23 protein-coding genes and 1 tRNA gene are annotated in these 26,651 nt (G+C 27.0%); 11 read left to right on the top strand and 13 right to left on the bottom strand.

Annotated features, from left to right (window positions below; translation table 11 throughout):
- Nucleotides 1–110 precede the first annotated feature (110 nt).
- The gene (locus T324_RS0113950) at nucleotides 111–620 is read right to left on the bottom strand and encodes a GNAT family N-acetyltransferase (RefSeq protein WP_028330824.1); all 510 of its coding nucleotides are present in this window, start codon (nucleotides 618–620) and stop codon (nucleotides 111–113) included.
- 139 nt (nucleotides 621–759) lie between these two features.
- On the opposite strand from T324_RS0113950, the gene T324_RS0113955 reads away from it, so the two are divergent.
- Entirely contained in the window at nucleotides 760–2,763 is a 2,004-nt protein-coding gene (locus tag T324_RS0113955) for an FUSC family protein (RefSeq protein ID WP_028330825.1), read from the top strand.
- A gap of 101 nt (nucleotides 2,764–2,864) precedes the next feature.
- Nucleotides 2,865–3,521: a hypothetical protein gene (locus T324_RS0113960; protein ID WP_028330826.1), complete on the top strand. Its 657-nt coding sequence runs from the start codon at nucleotides 2,865–2,867 to the stop codon at nucleotides 3,519–3,521.
- Between the two features lies 1 nt (nucleotide 3,522).
- Here the strand turns inward: T324_RS0113960 and T324_RS0113965 are convergent, their stop codons facing one another.
- Together T324_RS0113965 and T324_RS0113970 are read right to left on the bottom strand one after the other, a co-directional pair.
- On the bottom strand, nucleotides 3,523–4,686 hold the full coding sequence (locus tag T324_RS0113965; RefSeq protein ID WP_028330827.1) for a DUF6348 family protein: 1,164 nt from the start codon (nucleotides 4,684–4,686) through the stop codon (nucleotides 3,523–3,525).
- 13 nt (nucleotides 4,687–4,699) lie between these two features.
- Nucleotides 4,700–6,007 (bottom strand): UDP-glucose dehydrogenase family protein, encoded by a 1,308-nt coding sequence (locus tag T324_RS0113970; protein ID WP_028330828.1) that lies wholly within the window; start codon nucleotides 6,005–6,007, stop codon nucleotides 4,700–4,702.
- Nucleotides 6,008–6,160: 153 nt separating this feature from the next.
- Between T324_RS0113970 and T324_RS0113975 the strand changes: the two genes are divergently transcribed.
- Complete coding sequence (locus T324_RS0113975) at nucleotides 6,161–8,575, top strand: chemotaxis protein CheA (protein WP_028330829.1); 2,415 nt, start codon at nucleotides 6,161–6,163, stop codon at nucleotides 8,573–8,575.
- A 77-nt stretch (nucleotides 8,576–8,652) separates the two neighbouring features.
- Here the strand turns inward: T324_RS0113975 and pth (T324_RS17950) are convergent, their stop codons facing one another.
- The 5 genes from pth (T324_RS17950) to T324_RS0114000 all read right to left on the bottom strand — a co-directional run bounded on the left by pth (T324_RS17950) (nucleotide 8,653) and on the right by T324_RS0114000 (nucleotide 11,816).
- A complete protein-coding gene (gene pth / locus T324_RS17950; protein WP_211232600.1) occupies nucleotides 8,653–9,552 on the bottom strand; it encodes an aminoacyl-tRNA hydrolase in 900 nt (299 codons plus the stop codon).
- Entirely contained in the window at nucleotides 9,549–10,139 is a 591-nt protein-coding gene (gene pth, locus T324_RS0113985) for an aminoacyl-tRNA hydrolase (protein WP_028330830.1), read from the bottom strand. Before pth (T324_RS0113985) ends, pth (T324_RS17950) begins: the two co-directional genes overlap by 4 nt.
- Before the next feature lie 28 nt (nucleotides 10,140–10,167).
- On the bottom strand, nucleotides 10,168–10,752 hold the full coding sequence (locus T324_RS0113990; protein ID WP_028330831.1) for a 50S ribosomal protein L25: 585 nt from the start codon (nucleotides 10,750–10,752) through the stop codon (nucleotides 10,168–10,170).
- A gap of 17 nt (nucleotides 10,753–10,769) precedes the next feature.
- Nucleotides 10,770–11,723, bottom strand: a complete 954-nt coding sequence (locus tag T324_RS0113995) for a ribose-phosphate diphosphokinase (RefSeq protein WP_028330832.1) — start codon at nucleotides 11,721–11,723, stop codon at nucleotides 10,770–10,772.
- A 21-nt stretch (nucleotides 11,724–11,744) separates the two neighbouring features.
- Nucleotides 11,745–11,816, bottom strand: a tRNA-Gln gene (locus T324_RS0114000).
- A gap of 163 nt (nucleotides 11,817–11,979) precedes the next feature.
- Here T324_RS0114000 and T324_RS0114005 point away from each other — a divergent pair.
- On the top strand, nucleotides 11,980–13,437 hold the full coding sequence (locus T324_RS0114005; protein WP_028330833.1) for an HD-GYP domain-containing protein: 1,458 nt from the start codon (nucleotides 11,980–11,982) through the stop codon (nucleotides 13,435–13,437).
- On the opposite strand, the gene T324_RS0114010 is transcribed toward T324_RS0114005, so the two are convergent.
- Together T324_RS0114010 and mtnK are read right to left on the bottom strand one after the other, a co-directional pair.
- On the bottom strand, nucleotides 13,434–14,495 hold the full coding sequence (locus T324_RS0114010; RefSeq protein WP_038375310.1) for an S-methyl-5-thioribose-1-phosphate isomerase: 1,062 nt from the start codon (nucleotides 14,493–14,495) through the stop codon (nucleotides 13,434–13,436). The two genes, T324_RS0114005 and T324_RS0114010, sit on opposite strands and share 4 nt — an antisense overlap.
- A gap of 31 nt (nucleotides 14,496–14,526) precedes the next feature.
- Complete coding sequence (gene mtnK, locus T324_RS0114015) at nucleotides 14,527–15,750, bottom strand: S-methyl-5-thioribose kinase (protein WP_028330835.1); 1,224 nt, start codon at nucleotides 15,748–15,750, stop codon at nucleotides 14,527–14,529.
- Between the two features lie 396 nt (nucleotides 15,751–16,146).
- Here mtnK and T324_RS0114020 point away from each other — a divergent pair, with 396 nt between their 5' ends.
- The 6 genes from T324_RS0114020 (at nucleotide 16,147) to T324_RS0114040 (ending at nucleotide 20,377) form a co-directional block, all read left to right on the top strand.
- Complete coding sequence (locus T324_RS0114020; RefSeq protein WP_028330836.1) at nucleotides 16,147–17,502, top strand: FAD-dependent oxidoreductase; 1,356 nt, start codon at nucleotides 16,147–16,149, stop codon at nucleotides 17,500–17,502.
- A 115-nt stretch (nucleotides 17,503–17,617) separates the two neighbouring features.
- Nucleotides 17,618–17,893, top strand: coding sequence for a hypothetical protein (locus T324_RS17790; protein WP_051436859.1), 276 nt, complete (start codon nucleotides 17,618–17,620; stop codon nucleotides 17,891–17,893).
- A complete protein-coding gene (locus tag T324_RS18900) occupies nucleotides 17,829–18,746 on the top strand; it encodes a hypothetical protein (protein WP_342664459.1) in 918 nt (305 codons plus the stop codon). The genes T324_RS17790 and T324_RS18900 overlap by 65 nt, the downstream gene beginning before the upstream one ends.
- A gap of 93 nt (nucleotides 18,747–18,839) precedes the next feature.
- A complete protein-coding gene (locus tag T324_RS18630) occupies nucleotides 18,840–19,022 on the top strand; it encodes a hypothetical protein (RefSeq protein WP_245580733.1) in 183 nt (60 codons plus the stop codon).
- A gap of 1 nt (nucleotide 19,023) precedes the next feature.
- Nucleotides 19,024–19,440, top strand: a complete 417-nt coding sequence (locus T324_RS17460; protein WP_245580734.1) for a hypothetical protein — start codon at nucleotides 19,024–19,026, stop codon at nucleotides 19,438–19,440.
- Nucleotides 19,430–20,377: a dipeptidase gene (locus T324_RS0114040; protein ID WP_028330837.1), complete on the top strand. Its 948-nt coding sequence runs from the start codon at nucleotides 19,430–19,432 to the stop codon at nucleotides 20,375–20,377. Before T324_RS17460 ends, T324_RS0114040 begins: the two co-directional genes overlap by 11 nt.
- Before the next feature lie 6 nt (nucleotides 20,378–20,383).
- Here T324_RS0114040 and T324_RS0114045 read toward each other — a convergent pair whose 3' ends face one another.
- Complete coding sequence (locus tag T324_RS0114045; protein WP_028330838.1) at nucleotides 20,384–21,346, bottom strand: Gfo/Idh/MocA family protein; 963 nt, start codon at nucleotides 21,344–21,346, stop codon at nucleotides 20,384–20,386.
- A gap of 197 nt (nucleotides 21,347–21,543) precedes the next feature.
- On the opposite strand from T324_RS0114045, the gene T324_RS0114050 reads away from it, so the two are divergent.
- Nucleotides 21,544–23,205: a formate--tetrahydrofolate ligase gene (locus T324_RS0114050; protein WP_028330839.1), complete on the top strand. Its 1,662-nt coding sequence runs from the start codon at nucleotides 21,544–21,546 to the stop codon at nucleotides 23,203–23,205.
- A gap of 83 nt (nucleotides 23,206–23,288) precedes the next feature.
- Here the strand turns inward: T324_RS0114050 and T324_RS0114055 are convergent, their stop codons facing one another.
- Together T324_RS0114055 and T324_RS0114060 are read right to left on the bottom strand one after the other, a co-directional pair.
- Nucleotides 23,289–26,054, bottom strand: coding sequence for a tetratricopeptide repeat protein (locus T324_RS0114055; RefSeq protein WP_028330840.1), 2,766 nt, complete (start codon nucleotides 26,052–26,054; stop codon nucleotides 23,289–23,291).
- 46 nt (nucleotides 26,055–26,100) lie between these two features.
- Nucleotides 26,101–26,523: a hypothetical protein gene (locus T324_RS0114060; protein WP_028330841.1), complete on the bottom strand. Its 423-nt coding sequence runs from the start codon at nucleotides 26,521–26,523 to the stop codon at nucleotides 26,101–26,103.
- Between the last annotated feature and the right edge of the window lie 128 nt (nucleotides 26,524–26,651).

Raw genomic sequence — 26,651 nt, forward strand, 5'->3', positions numbered from 1 at the left:
TTTTTCTACAGTTTCCGGATGCTTTACTGGTGATGATTTAAGACAATAAGAACATGAAATTAATGGATGGGACATTAATAATGTAATACAAAATATTATCTTTGCTAAGTTTAAAATAATGTAAGTTCTCCTTCTTTGCTTCCGCCTCCAGTAAGATCTTCAAATGTATCAATACCACCTGCATTGTTTCCATTATCAAATGCACCGGACGAATTCCCTTTAAGTACATCCTCAAATATTGGTGAACTTATTAATCTAGTATAAGCCTGATTTTGATTCTTTTCAAACTGAATATTAGGATTTGTTTTAATGGCATGTGTTAATAACAATTTGGCAAATCCATTCCTTCTATATGGATAATTTACATAAATATATTTTAATACATTATCTTTGGATATATAATAATATCCATGTATTCTTCCGTCTATGGTTAGTAATCCTATATTAGTATTATTAGTATGTAGTATTTTAAAGAAATAAGGTTCTGTATAAACTATTTCTTTATTATCCTTTATTTTTATATTGCGTATAAAATTTTCCAGCTCATTTCTGTATATACTATTATATTCTATAACCACTACTGATGGATATTCTTCATGTTCTATAATTGTAGCTGGCATATAATTAATCCCCCAAGATTAGATACAATATATTATTTTTTAATATCGACAATACTTAATTTTTTATTGACTATTTTATATTTATAATATAGTCTTTTATATAAGTATAATAAAAATTAAAATATATTCAATAGTTTATATGGTTATTTTTGATAAAACTTTTTACAAAAAACAAATAAATATTTTAAAAGCATTCTTTTTTAGAGCATTAGATTTTATTCCTAGTGTGCTTACAGGAATGTTTGTACTTGTCATATCAAATAATCTATTTGGAAGAGAAAATTCTACTATAGGTATAATTACTATATTTATATGTGCATTTATGAGGCAAAGTTTTACAGTTTCATCTTTTCCTATGACAGCATTTATAATATTGCTTCTTGGTTTTTTGGCTACTATAGCAGAACAAAATATAGTTTTTATAGTTTTATTTAATTTTATAGTTCCTTTCTGTATAGTTTTTCTATTATCTGATGATTTTGTGCCTAGAAATTATTTTATATATGGATTTTGCTATGTATTACTGCAGGCTTATAATATACCAATATCTAATATACATTTAAGAATGGAGGCTATACTTACAGCATTATTAATATCATTTGTATTTTTAGTATTAAATAAATTTTTAAATAGGCATAAAGTATCAAATGATCTTGCATTCAACAGTATTCGTATAATAAATAAAAAATTATTGTCATTATATAATAAATCATGTTCTTTAAGAAGGGGAAAAAATGATGAATTGTTTTCTATAATCAATTCTTATACATCAGCTATATATGTAGATTCATTAAAAAGACATGGTATAATGAATAATAGAAATATTAATCATTTTGAATTAGTTTTATTTTTAGAAGAAATAAATCAATTAATAAATAAAGAATATGAGAAACTAAATATTTTAAGTGATGATGATTTAAATTATTTTTTGCAGCTTTCAAAATTGTTGGATAGAATAGCTAATTTGCTTAAGCATGATATATCAAAACAAGAAAAAGATTTTAATTCTGTTATTTCTGGTATTAAATATTTTTATGATAATTATTATTTAAGCGATGAAAAATCTAATTATGAATGGATATATGTTATAAGAAAATTACATAGAATATTGTATAAAATGTTTGAAAATAAAAAAGATGATTTAGAGATAAAAAGGGTATTTAATTTAAAATTTATAAGATTAAAAAAAGAATTCAATATAAATAAATGCCATTTTAGATTTGCTTTAAAAATGGGAATAATAATGTGTATATCTTTTACTATAAGATATTTTCTTCCAGAAGGAATTGCTGTAAGAGGTTATTGGCTTCCTATACTTTCTTATATTATGCTTTATCCTTTTTATGAAGAACAAAAAGCTAATTTGAAAATAGATGTATTTGGTAATTTTATAGGAGTAATAATATTTGCCGCTGTTTTTAGATATGTTCCAAATGAGATTATTATACCTTCTATAGGTGTATGTTTTGTTTTATCTTTGTCTTCTGTTAATGGATTTTTCAAAAAGATATACGGTACAATATCAGCTTTAATATCATCATTTCCATATATGGGCAGATTAATTTCTACATCATCAAGGGTCGGATTTATACTTATAGCATTATCTATTGTATGGGTGTTTGATCATTTTATTATAAAAACTGAAAGTCATAAAGGTATGGTTGATAAAATAAGCGAACTTATAGAAATAGATACAATACTTATAAATCAAATAAAAAAAGCTATTAACAATGAAGATACATCAGAATATTTATATGAAATAATATTAAAGGCATACATGATAAAGAATAATATTATTATACATGAAAAAAATCAAACTAGATATAAAGGAACACCAATAACAGATTCATTAATTGAAAGTAACAGCAAATTTATAGTAGAAGCAGAGCAAATAATATCTTTAATAAAGACTTATAATAGAGAAGAAGATAGACAGAATATGCTTATATTTATAGAACAAATAGCTAATATTTTAGGAAATACTGCTAAACTTTTTAGAAATGAAATAAATGATTTCAATGAAGAAAATAAAATAAAAACGATAGAAAGTGATTCTTATATATTTCACAGATTAGAAAATTGTTTTGATAGTATAAATTCTATTAATAATTCTATAAAAAATAATATTAGCAATATATTTTAATAATTACATTGATATATATACTGGGGGATATGTTAATATATAATTTGAATTAAATGTATTTATATCTATAATTCATACAAATATAAAAATATGGATTAGATATGAAAAAAGTTATTTTTTTATTTGTATTAATTATAACAATATCATCAAATGCATTTTCTCAATTAGGTTTTTTTAGTTTAGGGTATATACTTCCTTTAGGTGGAAGTTTGCCTTCATATTATATAGGTAATCAGAAGAACATTTATAAATCACAATCAGCTTTTGAAATAGGTTTTTTACTGCAGCCTACATATAATTTTATTTTAGAAAGAAATGTTATATTAGGTTTAGGTATGGATTTAGGTTATCAAAGAGATAGTTATGGATTTATAGATAATATAGATGGGCAGAAATATACCCATGTTTTTGATAGTTTAAATATTGGCGGATATTTTGAAACTATGTTTGCCCGTATGTTTATGGTCGGTTTAGGGGGAGGTGTAAAAGTTCCTCTTGGAGGAAGCTATAGGTATGATTATATAATAGAAGTTTTAAATTACAGCAGACTTAAAAGCAGATTTGACACTATAGTAATACCTTATATAAAATTTCTTGTAGGTATGAAAACGTTTGTTAGTTTTAGCGGAATTAGTTTAAGTTTTTATGTTAATTACGATTTTCCTGTAATGAAATATAAAAAAACATCTATTCAGTTCTCATCTGTAGATTTGGGAGTACAAATAGGTTTATATTTTTCAAATTTATCTTATGAATAAATTATATAAACTTATAATCGGATGTGAAATTAAATGTATTGTATATATATATTTCATTCATACGAATATTTGGCTTATTTTGCATGGTTTCATATATTATATTGTAGGAATTGCTTAGATGGACTAACTCATTAAATGTTTCTTTTTTGAAAATATTATTGGAAAATCCATCTATTAATGCATCTTCTATATATTTATAGCTTGTAAACTGGGATTTTAATATTTTGTAGCTGTTTGAATTCATATTTACATTAACTCTTTCATCAAAAATAACATCTTTGAAGGCATTTTCTGCACATATTTCAGGTATAAAGTTTATGATTTCTTCTCTTATATTACTGTCCGGAATTATACTCTCTATACTATTTATAAATTTTTCATAATCTCCATTAGAGTTTTCAAATTCCAACACATACTCTATAACAAAATATTCTATTTCTTCTTTAGAGTATGGATATTTTTTGTAAGTTGTATCAGATTGAAGTATGAAGAAAAATTGTTTTATTGAAAAAAATTCTCCATTACTATCCCATTTTATCATTTCATCTTTAATGCAATTTTCTAATGTTTTATTATTGATATTATTTATAGTGCATTCTACAATAACATCACCATTAGGCATTTTAGCCCCATAAGTTTTTATAAAATTAACTCTATCATTTCTAAGTATAAAAGGCACATCTTTATGTATAGCATTCCATAAAAAACTTGAGTATCCATTTTCTCCATCAAATCCGACATAGTCCTCATAAGCATCTTCTTTATTATCTATATTTCCAAGTCCAATCATAGGACTTTCGCATACTGTAAAACTTTTCTTTTTATCAAGAATATATGTTTCTATTTCATGATGATAAATGCCGTTCAAAAAATCTAAAATACCCTGTAAAGGACAATATACAAAATTATCAGAAGCTATCATTATAGCTTTGTATTCATCTGCTGCTATGCTTGAAGATGATTCAAAAAATATATTATCAAATAGGGGAGCTTTAACATAAAAGTATACAGAACATAATACATTGTTTTTTCTTTCAAGCTGTACTATTTCGGGTTCTACAATAATATCATAACTTAGAAATCTTATATGGTTATTTTCTATTTTATTTTTTTCAGTAATAGTTCTGTGAAGTCTATTTAATAATACATTTTTATATTTATTCATAAAATTATTTTATTTAATCTTCTGCAACACCTAAAGAAATATATTTTATGCCTCTTTCATTCATTCTAGTTTTATCATATTGATTTCTGCCGTCAAATATTATAGGCTCTTTTAATAATTCTTTTATTTTGTCAAAACTAGGTCTTCTAAATTCATTCCACTCTGTAACTAAAATTAAAGCATCTGCATTTGATAGAGCATCATAAGCATTTTCAGCATAATATATTTTATCTCCAAATATAGCTTTAGCACTGTCAAAGGCTTTAGGATCATAGGCTCTTATACTTGCTCCGGAATCTAATAGCATATTAATAATTGTTATAGCAGGAGCCTCTCTCATATCATTAGTTCTAGGTTTAAATGCTAAGCCCCATAAAGCGAAAACTTTTCCTTTTATATCATTATTATAATGTTTCAATATTTTATTTACAAATATTTTTCTTTGATTGATATTAACTTGATGAGTAGCTTTAAGTAAATCTGAATTAATTCCATAATCAGAAGCTGTTTTTATTAATGCCTGCACATCTTTAGGAAAACAGCTTCCGCCGTATCCTAATCCATGAAATAAGAATTGATTTCCTATTCTTTTATCGCTTGACATACCAATTCTTACTAAATCAGCATTTGCTCCAACTTTTTCGCATATATTAGCTATTTCATTAGCAAATGATATTTTTGTTGCTAAAAATGCATTTGCTGCATATTTGGTCATTTCAGCAGAACGTACATCCATTATAATGATAGGATTTCCTGTTCTTGTAAAAGGATTATAAATGTCTCTCATTATATCTATTGCTTTTTCACTATTGGAACCTATAACAACTCTGTCTGGCTTTAAAAAGTCATCAACAGCAGCACCTTGTTTTAAAAATTCTGGATTGGACACAACGTCAAATTCACCTTTATAACTTTTCTTTATTTCATCTTCAACTAATTTATGCGTTCCTACAGGTACAGTAGATTTATCAACTATTACTTTATATCCATTCATAGCTTTTCCTATATCATTAGCTACTGCAAGTACAAAACTTAAATCGCAGCTTCCATCATCTCCAGAAGGTGTTCCTACAGCTATAAAACAAGCAATAGATTTTTGTACAGCATAAGCTAAATCATTTGTAAACTCTAATCTTCCTTCAGAAACATTGGAAACAATAAGTTCTTCTAATCCAGGTTCATAAAGAGGAGTAATACCATTTTTTAATTTTTTTAGTTTTTCTTCATCATTGTCTACACATGTAACATAATTACCCATTTCTGCTAGGCAGGCACCTGTAATAAGTCCTACATAACCAGTACCTATTATACATATTTTCATTTTTTACTCCTTTAAAATAAATATATAGACATTTAATTATTTTTATCATATAATAAATTATTATATTTTCAAGTAAAATATTATTTACTATAGACATTTTTAGGTTTTTCCGATAATATATAGTAAGATTTTCGATTTTTATGGGGCGTTTAGATGGATGATTATATAAAAAGCCTGCTCAAAGATTTCTTTGAAGAAGCATTCGAAATGCTTGACAGACTTGAGCAAAATATACTTATTTTAGATAATGAAAGAAACAATGTTGATGCAATACAGGAAATATTTAGAGCAGTTCATACTTTAAAAGGAAGTGCAGGTGCTGTAGAATTAGTTGAAACACAAAAATATGCTCATAGATTTGAAGATTTGCTTGATTTAATAAGAAACAATAAAATTGAAGTAGATGATGCTACTATAGATGTTCTTTTAAAAGGTATAGATATATTAAAAGATTTGATTAATACAGCAAGCGAAGAAAGTGAATATTCTGGAGATATAGAAGCAGAAATAAAAAAACTAGAAGATTTTAAAAATGCTAAATTAGGGGCAGGACCTGCTCCGTCTTCAGGAGGAGATACTCCTGCATCAGATTCAAATGCATCTTCTTCAACAGCTCCTGAAACTGAAAAGAAGGTAAATAAATATGAGCTTCTTCCAAATGATAGTGATTTGCTTGGTATAATCAGAGATAATGTAGAAGAAAATGTAAAAACTAAATTAGTACATGTAAGTTTTGACCCGGAAAGCCCTATGAGAACAGTTGGAGGGGTTCAAGTATTTGTAGCCCTTAAAGATGTAGGGGAAATAATGGGTAGTATTCCTCCGCTTGAAACTTTGGAAGGTGATGAGTTCTATGAGCATGTTACATATATACTTGCTGCTGTTAAAGAAGATCAAACTATAATAGATGCTATCACTTTGCCTGATGTTACTAAAGAAATATCAATAGAAGAAATAATACTTGAAGAATATGAAAAATTCCTTCAAGATAAAAAACAAAAAGAAGATGCCCAAAAAGAAAAAGAAGCTGCTTCTCCTGCCAATGCTGCTAAGAAACCTGATGCTACTAAAGGAGGAAAAGACCATAAAACCGAAAGACAAAGTTCATTTCTTAGGGTTGAAAGCGATAGAATTGATGCTATGATGAACCAGGTGGGTGAGCTTGTAACAAATAAAAGTTCTTATGTTCAATATGATGATGACTTTACTTCATATAATAAAATAATAGGTAATGGTATAAATGAGGTAAAAAGATATTATAGAGACAGTATTGTTCAAATACTAAGAAAATTTGAAGAATACATGCAGAAGAAAGAAATCAAAGAAATTAGAAATATATATTTAGATGGTTTTAATGATAAACTTGCAGAATTAGTAAAAATGGAAGAAGAGTTTAAAACCACTTTAGATAAATTTAGAAATTCATATCAGCTTCTTACAAGGGTAACTAATGAGCTTCAGGAAACTGTAATGAAAATAAGAATGCTTCCTATAGCACAAACATTCAACAGATTTCCGCGTTTAATTAGGGATTTATCAAGAGATTTAGGCAAAGAAGTTAAATTAGAAATGTACGGAGAGGAAACAGAATTAGATAAATCTGTTATCGAAGTATTAGTAGACCCATTAGTTCATATTATAAGAAATGCTATGGACCATGGTATAGAACATCCTGAAGATAGAGAAAAAGCAGGAAAACCTAGAATGGGTACAGTTGTTTTAAGTGCTTCGCATGAAGGTAACTTAATCATAATTAAAATATCTGATGACGGTAAAGGAATGATACCTCAGAAAATATTTGAAAGTGCTGTTAAAAAAGGTCTTGTATCTGCTGATGCTAAATTATCAGAAAAACAAATGCTTGAATATATATTTGCTCCTGGTTTTTCTACTGCAGCTAAAATTACCAATGTATCAGGAAGAGGTGTTGGTATGGATGTTGTTAAGAAAAGTTTGGAAAAAATCAATGGTACAGTTGGTATAGAGACAGAGTGGGGTAAGGGTTCTACATTTTTCCTTAGAATACCTCTTACAGTTGCGATTATTCAAGCTCTTATCGTTGATGCTGAGAAAGAATATTATGCAGTTCCTATTAATAGTATATTGGAAACCGTAAAAATAGATGTTAAAGATATTCAGGAATTAGAAGGTATAGAGGTAATAAAAGTAAGAGATGATGTTATTAACGTGTTAAGTATTAAAGAATTATTCAGACTTCCTTCAAGATACGATAATATAAAATCATATTATGCTGTTATACTTTCTTCTGAGGGTAAAAAAGTTGCTTTACTTGTTAATAACTTAATAGGTGAGCAGGATATAGTTATTAAAACATTAAAAGATAGTATCACAAAAAGTGAAGGTTTAGCAGGTGCTACAGTTTTGGGTGATGGTACTGTAAGTTTCATTTTGGATATTCAAACAATAGTAAGTCTTGGTACTAAGAGAATAATAGAAAGAGGAAAAGTACCTAATTCTTCAACATCTAAAAATGATTTGAGAAGCTTTATAGAGAAGTTAAAAAATAATGAAATACCTGAAGCTAATGCCACAAAAAATAATGAATAACAAAAAATAATAAATAATTATACAGTAAAAAATAAAAGCAAGAAACTAAATTAATAGTTACTTGCTTTTTTAATGATTTATTTTATTTCTTTATATAATACAACATCCATTTCACCATCAAGCATTTCTCCTAGTTTTGGTACAATTGATTTGAAATGCTGAGAATTATTATGGGATTCTATTGCTTTTTCATCTTTCCATTCTTCTATAAAAGTAAGATATTTACCATCTGTACTCTCGTATAAACTATAAGATATACATCCTTCTTCTTTTCTACTTTTTTCTATAAGTTCTTTAGCTGTTTCTATGAATTTTGATTTATTTTCTTGTTTAACAGGATTTTTAGCTATTATTTTGATCATTTTTTTATTTTCCTTTGATTTTTTATCATCTTTTTTATTATTGAGTCTTTTATTGTATTTATTTTGTGCTATTATAGGAGATTCAAATAAAGCTGTTTTTACTGCTTCAATTATATCTATTGCAATATCATTATCTAATTGTTCTCTTTCAGATTTATTAAAAGATGATAATACATAATCATTTACTTGTTTTCCTGCACTTGGTCTTCCTATACCGATTCTAATTCTTGTAAAGTCATCACTTTTTAAATGAGCGATAAGACTTTTAATTCCATTATGTCCACCTGAGCTTCCGCCTTTTTTTATTTTAAAAGTACCAAAAGGTATATCCATATCATCATATATAACTATTATATCTTCTACGTTTATATTGAAGAATTTTGTTATATAAGATGCAGATTCTCCAGAAAGGTTCATATATGTGAGAGGCTTAAGTAATATATATTCTATATCATTTTTTTTGGCTCTTCCATATAAAGATTTCTTTTTATTATTATCAAAATTAACTGAAAGATTTTGTGCTATTTTATCAAGCATAATAAATCCGATATTATGCCTGTTATTTTTATATTCTTCGCCTGGATTGCCAAGACCAATAACTAATTTAGTAATCATGAATATTTCTTTTTAGCAGCCTGAGGAGATTCAAATAAAGCTATACATGCGGCATCAACAACATTATCAGATATATCTTTAATTTTTTTTCTTTCATCTTTAGTAAATGGAGATAGTAGAAAATCTGCTTTTTCCTCATTTTCAGGGCATGCACCTATTCCAACACCAATTTTTGTAAAGTTACCGTTTTTTAATGAATCTTCTATACTTTTTACACCATTATGATCTATTTCATAATTTTCAGTATCTTCATCATTTTCATCACTTTTAGCGGGTATTACTTTAAATTCCCCTATAGGTATATTAATATCATCATATATAACAATAATATTTTCAACAGTGATTTTCATAAAACTAGCCATATAAAGAGCAGCTTCACCTGAAAGATTCATAAAAGTTTGCGGTTTTAATAGTAAATATTCCATTTTACCATGCTTTGCTCTACCAAAAACCGTTTTCTTTTTTTTGATATCTAATTCAACATTAAGCTTTTTGGCTACTCTATCTAATATCATATAGCCTACATTATGTCTATGATTTTTATATTGTTCACCTGGGTTTCCAAGTCCCATTACTAATTTCATCATATATAGTATTAATCCTAGTAACTACAGATTATTCTGCCCCTTTATTAGCATCATCATCTTGAGTAGTAACAACTGTAACTATAGCTTTAGAAGCATCACCTACAGGATCAACACCTTCTGGGAATTTTATATCGCTAATATGCAAACTATCACCTACTTTTAATTCGCTAACATCAACGATTAATTCTCTAGGTATAGAACCAGGGAAAGCTTTTACTGATAGACCATATTCAACTTGTTCAAGAGTACCTCCGCCTAAGCGTACACCTTCAGGAGTACCTTCAATGTGAATAGGAACATAAGTTTTGATTTTTTTATTTCTGTCTATTTCATAGAAATCTATATGTCTAATACTTCTTTTTATACCATCTATTTGATAATCTTTTACTAAAACTTCTCTAGCTTTATCATTTTGTATATCTAAAGTTATGATATCATGCTGACCAGCTAATGAAAAAACTTTTGTAAACTCTTTTAATTCTACAGCAATAGAATACTGATTTTCTCTTCCATAAAGAGTTGCTAAAGCATAGCCTTCATTTCTTAATTTGCGTCCAACACTTTTAAATTTTGTATCTCTTTGTAAAGCTTTAATAGTATAATTCTCACTCATATTTATTTCCTTTTATTTTACTTATCAAATAGCACACTTATTGAAAGTTCCATGTGTATATGTCTAATGGCATTAGCAATAACAGGAGCTACAGAAAGAACTTCTATTTTGCTGCCCAATCTATCTTTCATAACTTTTAAACTATCTGTTATATAGAGTTTTTCTATTTCACTGGCATTAATTCTCTCATAAACATCACCTGAGCATACAGCATGAGTAATGAAAACATATATTTTTCTCATACCGGCATTTTTTAATGCCTGAATACTTTTTATAAGAGTACCGCCTGTATCTATTATATCATCTATAATAATAGCATCTTTACCATTAACATCGCCTATTATATTCATTACCTCGCATTCATTAGCTCTATCTCTTCTTTTATCTATAATAGCGATATCTAAATTTAATTGTTTAGCTATTGCTCTTGCTCTTCCTACACCGCCTATATCAGGTGATACGATTATAGAATTAGACATATCTAAATCTCTTTTTATTTTATCCAAAAACACATTTTTAGAGAGCATGTGATCAACAGGTATATCAAAAAAACCTTGAATTTGAGCAGCATGCAAATCAAGAGCTAAAACTCTATGAGCACCAGATTCTGATAATAAATTAGCAACCAACTTAGCTGTTATAGGAACTCTAGGTTCATTTTTTCTGTCTTGTCTTGAGTACCCGTAATATGGTATAACTGCTGTAATACGTTTAGCACTTGCTCTTTTTAGAGCATCTATTATACAATATAATTCCATCCAGCTTTCACTGCTTGAAGGTCTTCCTGTAGGCTGTATTACATAAGTATCTTTGTTTCTAACAGTTTCTTCAATTTGAACAAATGTTTCACCATCTGCAAATTTTCTTATTTCCATGTTACCTAGCTTAAGACCTAAGTTATTAACAACATCTTCAGACAATTGAGGATTTGCTGTACCGCTTAATATTAATATTTCGTCTGCTATGCCCATTTAATTAACCATTTAGAAAAGTTGGGGTGGAAGGATTCGAACCCTCGAATAATTGGACCAAAACCAATTGTCTTACCGCTTGACGACACCCCAGTTAGTCATAAAATTTAATTATTTAAATCTATGAGTTCCGTATTATACTATATCAAGAAAATATGTCAAGTGTTATAATAATATTTTATGTAAATTTTTAAAAAAAATATTGATAAAAAATAAAAATAGTTTATCATAAAATATTATAAGCTTAAGGTAAATTATGACAGTTGATATTAATAACTATATTCCAATAGATTTGAATATAGTTAAAACTAATTTGAATATTATTAAAATGCATACCAATGGTATATTATGCACTAATGATGATAATGTAAGTTTATTAATACCAAATCATAAATTAGATATTTTATTTGATAGAAATTGCATTAATAGCGATATATTTACTAATTTTTACATAGAAAAATCCTCAAAAGAAGTTATAGATATTTTTTTAAATAGATTAAAGAAAGAAGAGAGAGATTATCATAATTTAAAAGATATAAATCAATTTTTTAAAGTTTATAGAGATTGTAGACCTGATTCTGAAGAAACTAAAAAATTTGAATATGATATATTAGAAGTTATACTTAAAGAAACACCTAAAGAGAGATTTATTTCTCTTAATAATTATATTGATATACTAGATCAATATCTAAATGATGGAATTGATGAAAATTCGATACGATATATACTTGATATAATTAGCGAATTAGCCTTTATAGAAAGAATAAATTTAATTCATCTATTAAATGCTATGAAAGATACAATAAATCAGTCTGATTTTGATAATGTAGAATATTATGATACTCAGTATATATCAAATAATTTAATACTTGCTGTTACTAAATTAATAAATAAAATATACCCTGATATAGATTTGTTTTATAAAATTGATAATTTTAAATGCAGAAATGTTATAGGACATGGAAACAGAGTTTTTATAACCTTTATAGAATTTTTATTGTACTATAATGATGAAGTATCAAAACAACTTTCTCTTAAATCTATTATTAATTTTAATACTAAATATCATAATTATTATAAAAGAGTATTTGAAAATTATAATATAGATAAAAAAATAATAACTTTTGATGATATTTTTAAAAATGGACTTAAAAAATTATCTATAGAAAAAATTGCTAATTTTGCAGCCGGAGCATTTTGGCATGATGTAGTGAAAGTAAAAGAACTCGATTATTTGAATGTTAAAAAAAGTAAAGATTACAGTAAAAGTTCTACTTCTCATGCAATTAAAGGCTACCAGTTTTTAAGATATTTTAGAAATTATAATAATGATATTTCTTTAATAGTTGGAATGCATCATGAGTATTATGGATATGGATACAGTATTTTATCAAATATAATATCTACATACCTTAAAGAGAATAAGACATTATCTCCAGCTTGGCTTGTATCTTATTATTCGGAAGATATTTATTCATTGGATAGTTTATCATTCTTTCCTGCCAAAGTGTTAGAAATAGTTGATTTGTTTGATACAATAGTTATTCCTCAAAAAAATTATAGCAGAAAAGGTTTGAGCATAAAAGATGCTATAGATTTAATGTATGTAAATTATATAGAAAATGAAGTTCAAATCGACCCTATATTATTTGATTTATTTATTCAATTTTTAATAGAGATAAAAAAAGAAAATATAAAAAATCCATTTAATTAATATTCACCTTCATCATTTCCAATATAATATTTGAATACATCATAAGGTGAATAAATACCTAAATCTGTTACAACAGCACTAACTAAATGAGGAGGTGTATAATCAAATGCAGGATAAAAGCCTTTAACACCTTCTTTAGAAGTTTTTACCCCCATAGCCTCAGTTACAAGTTTTTCATCTCTGAATTCAAAATGTACATCATTAATTCCATTATAGCCTTTATCAGGAGCACCAGTTACAAAGTAAGGTATTCCTAAATATTTTGCTACTATTGCTATTTGAAAAGTACCTATTTTATTAACTACAGCCCCGTTCAAACATATTAAATCAGCAGCAGAAGTAAATACATCTATTTTTTTTTCTTGCATAGTATATGCTACCATATTATCAGTTATAACAGTAACATCAGCTCCTTGATCATAAGCAACTGTTGCTGTAAGTCTTGCTCCTTGAAAATATGGTCTTGTTTCTGCACATACAACTTTTATATCTTTATTCTTTTTTTGAAATTCCTGTATCATAAATCCAACTATAGATTCTCCGAAACATTGAGTAAGTACAGTTCCTTTATTAGGAAACATTGATACTAAATTTTCAGCTATTGTTTTTATTTTTGAATATCTTTTTGTAGAAAGCTCTATGCCTCTATTAAACATAGCCTCTATAGGGTCTTTTCCAGTATTTATAGCTTCTGTTCCAGCCTCTAAACATGATTTAGTTATTAACATCATTCTTCCGCTTGTGGTAGGTCTTGAATTAGCTAAAGTATTGCAGGCATGCTTTAGAAATTCTATTCTGTCATTTCCTTCTAAATGTTTAGATTCATAACCAGCAAGTGCCATTCCCATAGCAACAGCTAAATAAGGTCCTGCACTTTGAGTTACCATATCTGCTATTGCTTTTGATACCTCCCTATGAGTTTTGCATTCTACAAAATTAACTTTATTAGGATATACTCTTCTGTCTAATATTTTTACACATCCTTCATCATACCAAGCAACATTTTCAAATTGAAGCATAAAAGCTAATTCTTTATCTATTCTATTTATCGAAGACATAAAAAACTCCTAATAGTTAAAAAATAATATATCAAATATTATTAAAATTTACTTTTGATATAACTTTATCTATAACTTCCATAAAATTTTCTTCTTCAGAAATTCTATCTCTATACATTATACATTCTATACCTATGTTAAGAAGCATATATTCAATATTTCTTCTTAATTCTTCATCATCAACTGATTCTATTTCTTTAACCCTGGCACATCCAGTAGTTCTTCTTAATATTTCAAGTCCGCAAATACCAAAAGATGTTTTTAATACTTCTAATAAATAGTATTCTATAAAATAGTCATTTTTTATTGATACATCTATTGAGTCATGTATAGTTTTTGTTATAAACTTATTTTTAAATAGTTTAATAATATCATTTATAACACGGAATAAAAATGAAGTATAATTTTTATCATTGGTAACATTTATATGATAAACATAGGCAAAAATAAAATTAGCTATAATATTTCCTAAATCGTACCCTATAGGACCGTAAAATGCAAATTCACAGTCCATAACCTTTATATAATCATCATTTACAAATATAGACCCTGTATGTAAATCTCCATGTATTAATGCCTGGGTGCTATTCATAAATTCGTATTTAAGTTTTGCTGCTTCTGATTGAAGTATCTTATTATTATATAAATTATCATTAACAAATTGAGACAAAGAACTTGAAAATACATTTTCATTAAGTATATTAAAAAAAGGTTCTCTAAATACAAGTTCTTCGCTTATTTTGCATAGTTCTTTATTTATATATTTAGCAACATTGTCTTTTTTATAAAAAGTATCAACGAAAAAATCTGCTGATGATAGGGTAGTTTCTACTATAAATTCTGATATTTGTTCTGATAGATGATGATATATATGTCCATGCATTAGAGCATCTCTTAATACAAGATATCCTTTTAAATCTTCCATTACAAATAGCTTCATTGTGTCATCTATATGAAAAATTTTAGGAGCAGCATCAGGAAGCAAAGAACCATAATATGATAAAATTTCTGCTTCTCTTGTATTTCTATTAGTATCAAGTACTCTTCCAGATGAGTTGCTTCTTGTATGAACACCAGCCTGTTTTAATATAATAGAATTACTGCCATTGCTTATTCTATAAACATAATTTATATTTCCGTCCCCTATTTCTTGACAGGTTATTTTATCATTAGGATCAAAATATTTTAGTTTATTTTTTACATAAGCAAGAACATCTTTTTCTTCCATTAGAAAATATTCGTTAAATTTTACCATAAGTTAAACCTAATAAATAAATTTTTTTTATTTAGAAACTATAGCATAAAAAGTATAAATATCAATGATGTTATAAATTTTTGTGAATGATTTTTTCTATTTTATAATATGGTATTTTACATTCTTCTAATAATAATTATATTTAAGATTATGTATATATAGTACAATAATATTTTGATAATGTTTTTATAATAAGTGAATTTATAGTTTATAATTATGTTTGTATGTATTATTTATATAATATTTAATATATAAGAATTGGTTAAATCATTATATAAAGATATATGTAAATATGTGAAATCGTCATTAATTACATAATATACCTTGACTAAGTATATTTTTTGTACTATAATAAAACTAAAATATATATTAATTTAAAAAAAGGGGTTAAATATTATGAAAGTTATAGTAATAGGTTGTAACCATGCTGGTACATGGGCAGCAAAAACATTGGCAGCTTCTAAAAAATGTGAAGTAGTAACTTATGATAGAAATGATAATATATCTTTCTTAGCATGTGGTATAGCACTTTGGGTTGGTGGTGTTGTAAAAGATCCTAAAGGTTTATTCTATGCTAGTCCTGAAAGTTTAAAAAGCGAAGGTATCGATGTTCATATGGGACATGAAGTAATGAAAATAGACTGGGCTAATAAAAAATTACATATTAAAGAGTTAAAAACAGGAAAAGAATTCGATGATAATTACGATAAGCTTATTCTTGCTACTGGTTCATGGCCTGTAACTCCTCCTATTGAAGGTTTGATGCAAGAAGGAACTACTTATGGACTTAAAAAAGGTATTTTCTTCTCTAAATTATATCAACAAGGTCAGGAAATTATTGATGAAATAGCTAAACCAGATGTAAAAAGAGTTATGGTAGTTGGTGCTGGTTATATAGGTGTTGAACTTATTGAAGCATTCAAAAATCATGGAAAAGAAGTTATCTTAATGGAATCTATGCCTAGAGTTATGGCTAACTATTTCGATAAAGAAATAACAGATGAAGCTGAAAAAAGAATTAAAGAAGCTGGCATAGAAATGCATTTAGGTGAAACAGTTAAGAAATTTGAAGGTGATGACAGAGTTAAGAAAGTTGTTACTGATAAAGGTTCTTATGATGTAGATATGGTTGTTATGTCAGTTGGTTTCAGACCTAATAGTGAACTTTATAAAGATTATTTAGAAACTCTTCCTAATGGTGCTATTGTTGTAGATACTACAATGAAAACTTCTAAAGATGAAAATGTTTATGCTATAGGTGACTGTTCTACTGTATATTCAAGAGCTTCTGAAAAACAAGAATACATTGCTTTAGCTACTAACGCTGTAAGAATGGGTATAGTTGCTGCTAACAATATAGTTGGAAATAAAGTAGAATACTGTGGTACACAAGGTTCTAACGCTATTTGTGTATTTGGATACAATATGGCTTCTACTGGATGGTCTGAAGATACTGCTAAGAAAAAAGGATTAAAAGTAAAATCTAACTTCTTTAAAGATGCTGAAAGACCAGAATTTATGCCTACTCATGAAGATGTATTAGTGAAAATTGTTTATGAAGAAGGTACTGGACGTTTGTTAGGTGCTCAAATTGCTTCTAAAAATAATCATGCTGAAGCTATTCACGCATTCTCTCTTGCTATTCAAAGAGGTATGACAGTTCAAGAATTTGCTTTATCTGACTTCTTCTTCCTACCTCACTACAACAAGCCATTATCTTGGATGACTATGGTTGCTTTTACAGCTAAGTAATAAAGTTAATATAAATAAGTAATATTAAGCCCTAATAAATTTTTATTAGGGCTTTTTTATTTGCATTTTTTTTATATTAAGTTATTATGTATAATAATCTTAAATTGGTAAAATTATGATTAAGTCAGGAATATATAAAAAACTGTTAATAGTCATTGTAAGTATAATATTAAATTTTGTATTATCTTACATAGCTACATCATTAAAAATATGTTTTATTTTTATGGATAGTGTAGGTACTATATTAAGTGCTGTTGTTTTAGGTCCTATATACGGTTCTTTAGTAGGTCTTTTTACTAATGTTATATTATCTTTATTTATGGATTATGCCAAATATACACTTTACTGTTGTAAATGTTATAATAGGTTTGGTAGTTGGTTTTACAGTTAATAAATATGGTTTTGGAATAAGAATGGCTGTATTTTTAGGAGTAGTTCTTGCCATTATATCATCTGCAATATCTATACCTATATTAATAATATTATCTGAAGGCGATATAGCGAAAACTTTAGATTTTACAATTCAATATTTAATGACTAAAGGTATGAATTTAGAGACAGCTATTGTACTAGGTACTTTATTAAGCACTTTACTTGATAAGATACTTTCATGTTTGATTGTTGCAATATTCTATAGAAAGAAAGTTTATAAAAATTCTATTATTGGGTATTGTACTATAATTAAAAATGTTTTTAATGAAAAAATGAAATATGACATTATAATTTTTGTTTTAGGAATTATAGTAAATATTGTTTTTACATATATAGTTCTTATATTAAAGATACCATTTTTATTTATGGATTCTATAGGAACTATATTAACAGCAGTTATAATAGGTCCTATTGCCGGTGCTGTGGTTGGTATATTTACTAATATAATATTTTCTTTTTCAATAGATTATTTAAATATACACTTTTCAATTGTAAACGCTATTATAGGGCTTTCTGCTGGATTTATAGCAAAAAAATATAGTTTTAATATTAAGATAGCTTTAATATCTGGTATTATAATTGGTATTATAAGCGGACTTATATCTATACCTATTTCTATATTATTAACTAATGGTACTACTTCTGGAACCATAGATGTATTTATTCAAGATTTACTTAATAGTGGTAAAAGTCTAATAATATCTACTTCTATTATAACATTATCTACTGCTATATTAGATAAACTGTTATCATGCATATTAGTTTCTATAGCTGTAAAAAAAGTATATTTTTTTAGGATAAATGAAAAATAGTTAGAAAATTTTTTGTTTTATAAAAAAATTCTGTATTGAATTTTTTTTTTATTTTTATATATTTTTTATATTATATATGTTTTCGGTATGTTTATGAATAATAGATTAAAATATAATGCACTAATTGTTTTTATAAGTTTAGCATTAAATTTTGATTTTACTTATATGGTACTAATTTTAAAAATACCTTTTTTGTTTATGGATTCTATAGGTACGGTATTGTCTGCTGTTATTCTTGGTCCCAGTATATGGAGCAATAGTTGGAATTTTAACTAATGTGATTTTATCATTTTCATTAAGTTATTCTCATTTATATTTTGCTATAATAAATGCTGTAATAGGATTAATAGTAGGTTTTGTGGCATATAAATTCGGGTTTAATTTTATATATGCTATAATAACGGGTATCATTATAGGAATTATTGCTCCATTAATAGGAACTCCAATATCTGTAATGTTATCTAATGGATTTACCGGTGGAACAATAGACAGTTTTATAAGTTCTTTAGTTGATAAAGGTATAGATTTAAGTAAAGCCTCATTTATAGCTAGAATATTAGCTAATATATTGGATAAGGTTTTATCATGTTTAATTGTTTATATAGCAGTAACAAAAATTGTGTTTTTTAAAAAATCGATAAATAAAAAAAATAATAAAGAAATAGAAGAAAAAGAGGAAACAGATGATATTTGATGCTCATTCTGATATTTGGACGGATGTTACAGTTAAAACATTAAGAGGTGAAAATAATATCATAAAGAAATATCATTATGATAATTTAGTAAAAGGTCATATAGGAGGTTCTATATTTGTTATATGGGTAGAACCTGAAAATTATTCAAGAGCATTAAATAGGGTAAGAGAAATACAAAATTCAATATCGAATGAACTTGAATATATAAATGATATAATATCCATAGTAAGAAGCTATGATGAAATGCTTAAAGCACAAAAAGAAAATAAAATATATGTATTTATAGGTTTTGAAGGACTTATATCTATAGATGATAATATTGATTTGATAGACGAGTATTATGAATATGGGGCAAGGCATGCTAGTTTAACATGGAATGAAGAAAATAAATTGGCATCAGGAGTGAGAGGGGATTCTAATAAAGGATTAACATCATTAGGTAAGAAAGTTGTGAAAAAAATGCAGGAAATGGGTATGATAGTTGATGTATCCCATTTAAATGATAAATCTTTTTGGGATGTTATTGATATAATTTCACACCCTATAATAGCTTCTCATTCCAACAGCAGAGTATTATGCAATAGTCCTAGAAACCTTACAGATGAGCAGTTAAAAGCTGTTCGTGATGTTAATGGTGTTGTTGGATTTAACTCATACAAATGGTTTATAGATGAAAATTCAGATAAGCATACTATTTACAGAGGAATAGACCATATTAAATATATAGCAGATAAAATAGGAGTTGATCATATAGGGCTTGGTTTTGATTATAATGAATATTTTGAAGATGATGAGACTCCTTATGTAAAAGGTTTAGAAAATGCTTCTAAATCCTATGATATTATAAACCTGCTTAAAAATTCAGGCTTTAATAATGATGAAATAATGAAAATTGAATACGGTAATTTTTATAGAGTAATAAAAGAGATAATGTAAAAACTATTACCAAGTCTTTTTTATTTCTTTCAGTATTTCCTCTGTTAATTTTATAGTATTAACATCATCTTCTATGGATACAAATATTTGATCTTTTCCCAATATACAATTAGCAAAATGTTCATCTTCCAGTTTTAAAGGGTTATCTCTATGTATAAATACTCTTTCTATAATAGATTCCTGTTTATAATTTATACCAATAGAAGTTTTTATATTACTTTGGCTTGCTGCCTGTCTATGTATAGTTATGTCTTGTGTAGCATAATCTAATATAAAATATGCTTCTTCTGTACTTATAGCTAAAGTTCTTATTTTTTCCTGAGTTACTCTGCTTGCACTAATAGTTGCTATAGTTTCATCTTCAAATTCTAATAATGCACTTGCTATATCTTCATTGTTTGTTCTTATTCTTTTACCGCTTGCTGAAAATTTTATTATTGGTTTTTTTACTAAAGAAGTTACTATATCTAAATCATGAATCATTATATCAAATACAACTCCTACATCTGTAATACGTGGTGTAAAAGGAGCTAATCTTCTAGCCTCTATTAAATATGGTTTTTCTATTATATGATGAAGTTCTTGTACAGCACCATTAAATCTCTCAACATGTCCTACTTGTAATATAACATTATTCTTTTTTACTATTTCTTCTAATTCTAATGCCTGAGAATAAGTTTCTGTCATTGGTTTTTCTACTAATACATGTTTTCCTTTTTCTACAGCTTTTTTTGCTATTTCAAAATGATATATAGTAGGAGTTGCTATTATAACAGCATCAGCATTATCTATAGCTTCATCAATACTATTGAATTTGTTTATATTATATTTTTGAGATATTTCATCAAGATGATTTTTATTTTCATCGTATATGCCTGATAAATTTATTTGATTAATTTGATTTATAACATTTAAATGGAATTGTCCCATTCTTCCTACACCTATAAGACTTATATTTACTTTATCCATTAATAATTCCTTTATTATAAAATTTATTAAATAAGATTATAATTATAATTATTACAAAATTCAATATTATTTTGCATCAATTGTGTAAATTATTTAAAATATTACTGATTTATATATATCAAATATTTAAAAATTATAGTATATTGTTGTTATTAATTAGTTTTTCTTTTTTAAACCACTATATTCAAGGAGTTATTATGAAAACTGACATAGAAATAGCACAAGAATGCAAATTAAAAAAATCTGATGAAATTGCAAAAATGCTCAATCTTAGCGATGATGATTATGAGGTTTATGGTAAGTATAAGGCAAAAATAGAATTGTCTCTTTTGAATAAGCTAAAAGATAAACCTAATGGTAAATTAGTTTTAGTAACAGCTATAACACCTACACCAGCAGGAGAGGGAAAATCAACAGTAACAATAGGGCTTACTCAGGGGCTAAATAAAATTGGTAAGAATGCAATAGCTGCTTTGAGAGAACCTTCTCTTGGTCCGGTATTTGGAATTAAAGGCGGAGCATGCGGAGGAGGATATGCACAAATAGTTCCTATGGAAGATATTAATTTGCATTTTAATGGGGACTTTCATGCTATAGGAAGTGCTCATAATTTGATATCTGCTTGTATTGATAATCATATTAAACAAGGCAATGAATTGAAAATAGATACAAATAAAATAATATTCAAAAGAGTTGTTGATATGAATGACAGGGCATTGCGTGATATTGTAATAGGGCTTGGAGGTAGTGAGAATGGAGTTACTAGGCAATCATCATTTCAAATAACAGTTGCATCTGAAATTATGGCTATACTTTGTTTATCTAATTCTTTGATGGATTTAAAAGAGAGAATAGGAAATATAGTATTTGCTTATGATGTTAATGATAATCCTTTAAAAGTTAAGGATTTAAAAGTTGAAGGTGCTGCTTGTGCTTTACTTAAAGATGCAATAAAACCTAATTTGGTACAGACATTAGAAAATACTCCTGCTATAGTTCATGGAGGACCTTTTGCTAATATTGCACATGGATGCAATTCTGTACTTGCTACAAAATTAGCTTTAAAACTTTCTGATTATACTATTACAGAGGCTGGTTTTGCTGCTGATTTGGGTGCTGAAAAGTTTCTTGATATAAAATGCCGTGTTGCTGGATTGAAGCCTAACTGCATAGTATTAGTTGCTACTATAAGAGCATTAAAACATCATGGCGGAGCTTTAGAGCTTAATAAAGAAGATTTAGATGCTTTGAATAAAGGATTTGATAACTTGGATAAGCATATTGAAAACATGAAAAAATATAATGTTCCTGTTGTTGTTGCTATCAATAAATTCTCATCCGATACTGATAAAGAAGTAGAATTAATAAAAAAACATTGTGAGGATATGGGCGTTGATATTTCATTATGCGAGGTTTGGGAGAAAGGAGGAGAAGGCGGAAAAGATTTGGCAGAAAAAGTTGTAAAAGCAGCTTCCAAAGAATCTAATTATAAACCTTTATATGAATTGGAAAAAACTATAAAAGAAAAAATAGAAATTATATGTAAAGAAATATATGGGGCAGGGGATATTAAGTTTTCTGCTAAGGCTAATAAGATGATGAAAAAAATAGAAAGTATAGGTTTTGGAAATCTTCCTATTTGTATGTCAAAAACTCAAAAATCTATATCCGATAATCCTGCTTTATTGAATGCTCCTAAGGGTTACACTCTTAATATTGATGAAATAAAACTTGCTTCAGGTGCTGGTTTTATAATTGCTATGGCTGGAGGTATAATAGATATGCCTGGGCTTCCTAAAATTCCTGCTGCATGCAATATCGATATAGATGAAAATGGAAAGATAAGCGGATTATTCTAATTAAATATTAATTTCTATAGAATATAAAAAATAAAAAAGAGCTATGAAAAAATCATAGCTCTTATTTTTTGTATTAATTATTTTTATTCTGCAGCTGTAGTATCAGTTGTTTCTGTACCAACAGTATTATCGGTATGTATTGTTGTTTCTGTGTTATCAGCTGGTGCTGTTTCTTCTGTTGTCTCAGTATTCTCAGTAGTTGCTGTTTCCTCTGTTGTCTCAGTATTCTCAGTAGTTGCTGTTTCCTCTGTTACTGCAGTATTATCAGTATTTTCTGTTTCTTTTTTAAGATTATCTATATCTTCTACAGTTATACTTAAATCCATTCTTCTTATAACGGTTTTGGCAGTTTCAGCATCAACGGCTTCTCCTAAAGAATCAACTAATGTTATTTCCGGATCTTCATTTTTATACTGTTTAATTTCAACTATATATCCTTCAGCATCTTTTGCTATTGTAGTTTTATTTCTTCCATCATTGTTTATGTCTATAGTAACACCATTAATTCTAACTTCATTAACTGTACTTCTTCCATCTACATAAGTTTTTGTAGTAGATGTGCTTCCGTCTGCCTCTGTTACAGTTGTTTCAGTATTTCCGGCAACATCTCTTGTTACTATTGTAATAGATCCATTCGGTTTAGCAGTAGTTGTTATGCTGCTTGAATCTGCTGCTACAACTTCAGTTATAGTGCTTGAATCTCTATTAAGAGTTGTTGTCTCTCTTGAACCGTCTTGTCTTATTATTCTTTTTATTGTAGTACCATCAGGCATTTTTATTTCACTTATAGTATCTTCAGCAACAGTGTCAGTTATCACTGTACCATCAACTTTTTTAGTTACTACAGTAAAAGAACCGTCATCATTATATGTTTTTGTTATAATGCTTCCGTCATCAGCTTTAACATTATATGAGAATGTTCCAGCTCCGGATGCTCCAGAATTTCTTTCTTCAACTCTTCCGTCCGGATAAACTATTTTTAAATTGCTTATACCATTAGTATCAACAGTAGTAGTTCCTATACTTCCGTCTATATAATTGGCTACTACAACATAGCTTCCATCAGGATTTTCTGTTTTTACTATAACAGCACCATCAACACGTTTTGTTTCTGTTATAATATTTCCGGAATTATCCTCTGTTCTTTTTACTTCTGTACCATCCAAACTTCTAGTATAGAAGAATGCACCATTATCATCTTTATAATTTGTGGTAATAGAACCGTCGGATCTTTCTACTACAAATGCTTTGTTGCTGTCCAATGTTTTTCTATTTATAAAAGAACCATCAGGATATAAAGTATATTCAAAAGTATCACCAGAAGAAGTTTTTGTATTGATAGATTTTGAGTTATCTGTCATATATGTTTCTATTCTTCTGTCTCCATTTTCAAATAATATTTCTATTTCTCTTTTACCATAAGGATATATTGTATCAGAAACTTCATAATTATTTGAGTACATCTTTGTTCTTTCTACTTTTCCATTTTCATAAGTTATTCTTACGCCGTTATCATATAATGTTTCTCTTTCATAATCAAAATTTGGATATATATTTTCTGTTGTTATGCTTCCGTCATTATTAGTATTTACTCTATGATTATTTGTAAACGGAATAAATTTAACAGATGTATCATTGCTTCTTATTAAGGATATAACTTTTTCTAGTGACTCTTTTTGATAGTAATCATTTCCTACATTAGTTAAAAATATTTCATAAGCTATAGCAGCATTAGTTATTTCTCCAAGTGCTATAAATGTATGTCCCATATTTAAATATGCACTGTAATATAAAGCCCAAGTATTATATAAATCAACGGAGGCTATATTAGTTTTTATTTCTACCATATTTCCGTTTGTATCCATAACATTAGTCATAATAACTATATTTGTTACAATATAAGGGTTTTTATTTTCTTCTGTTACAACATAAGTAGATCCAGTAGTTGTAGAATTTGTATTCATAACTACATTATTTGAATCTCCAGTATTCATTTCGTTTGTAACATTATCAGGAGGAAGAGAAGTTTCAGATACAGAAGGGTCTACAACTTCAAGATTAAAGTTTGTATTAGCTTCAAATATAACAGTAGTATTTGTAAATTCATATTCATTTGTGTAAGTATTTGTTATAATAACATTAGTAAATAAAGGCAGTTTTGTAAATGTATTGTCTAATGTATTTTTTATAGTTTCATTTGACTGGTTTAAATTATTTATTGCATCGGATATTGCATTTGTATCGGATGATAAATTTGTTGACATTGTATTTGTATCGATAGGTGAAATTAAATTTGTGCTTCCTAACTCATTTGTTCCTATAGATATATTTGTTATATTTTCATTTGAAGAAACAGCATTAACATCAAATGTGAATATAGTATTTGTTACTACATTTTGAGAAACAGTATAATTTGTTAATACCTCATAATTCAATTTTGTTATATATGGAGAATGCAGACGTTCTATAGATCTATTATACCAAACTAAAGCATCTTCATAATTTTTTAATTGATAATATGAGTTCGCTATATTATTACAATATGAGTATGAATCATTTATATCAAAGGCTAATTTATAGTAATTGATTGCATTTTCATATTGTTTATCCTGAAAATAACATGCTCCTATATAATAATAAAGCATATCATTTGTAGATAATGGTCTTTTTTCTAAATATAGTAAAAATGCTTCTCTTGCAAAATTATATTTTTTTTGGAAGAAAAGTTTTTCAGCATTATAAAATTCTTTGTCTATATTTCTCTCATCATTAGGTGCGGCATTCTGTCCAAGTAATGATAATGATACTGCTAAAATAGCTGCTAAAGATATTATAAGAAATTTTTTCATAATAATACGATCCTTTTTATAAATTTAAGGACAATATTTAAAACTATTAATTTTTTATATAGTCAAAATAATGATTAAATAGTGAATAAAGTATATATTCGCTATATCCTCTCACTTTTTTGTTTTTATCTAAAACATCATTTAAAAATTCAAATGTTTTTTCGTCAGGATTTTCTATATAATATAATCTTTCTTTAGATAAAGATACACTGTCATTTTTTAACATTTTTATAAGAGAAAGTTCTTTTAATCTGTCCTTTTTATCTTCTCTGCTAGAATAATATGAAAAAAGTCTTTTTACAAGATTTTCAAATACTATTTTATTATACATAACAGCACGTCTCACATCTGTATCTATACTGCCGTCATAATTACTTATTTCACTGTCAAATATTGCAATTGATATAGCTGATCTTATGTCAGCAAATACCGCTTTTTCTTCTTTTAATTTAAATTTTTTATTAGACATAATATTAGAAAATATTCACCTTTATTTAAAATATAATACTTATGTTATATCGGAAATATTAAAAATTTTATTAAATAAAATTATTTTTATGCATTATTTGAAATTTAGAGATAAAAAAACCCCTCTCA

The organism is Brachyspira alvinipulli ATCC 51933 (assembly GCF_000518245.1).
GTDB lineage: Bacteria > Spirochaetota > Brachyspiria > Brachyspirales > Brachyspiraceae > Brachyspira > Brachyspira alvinipulli.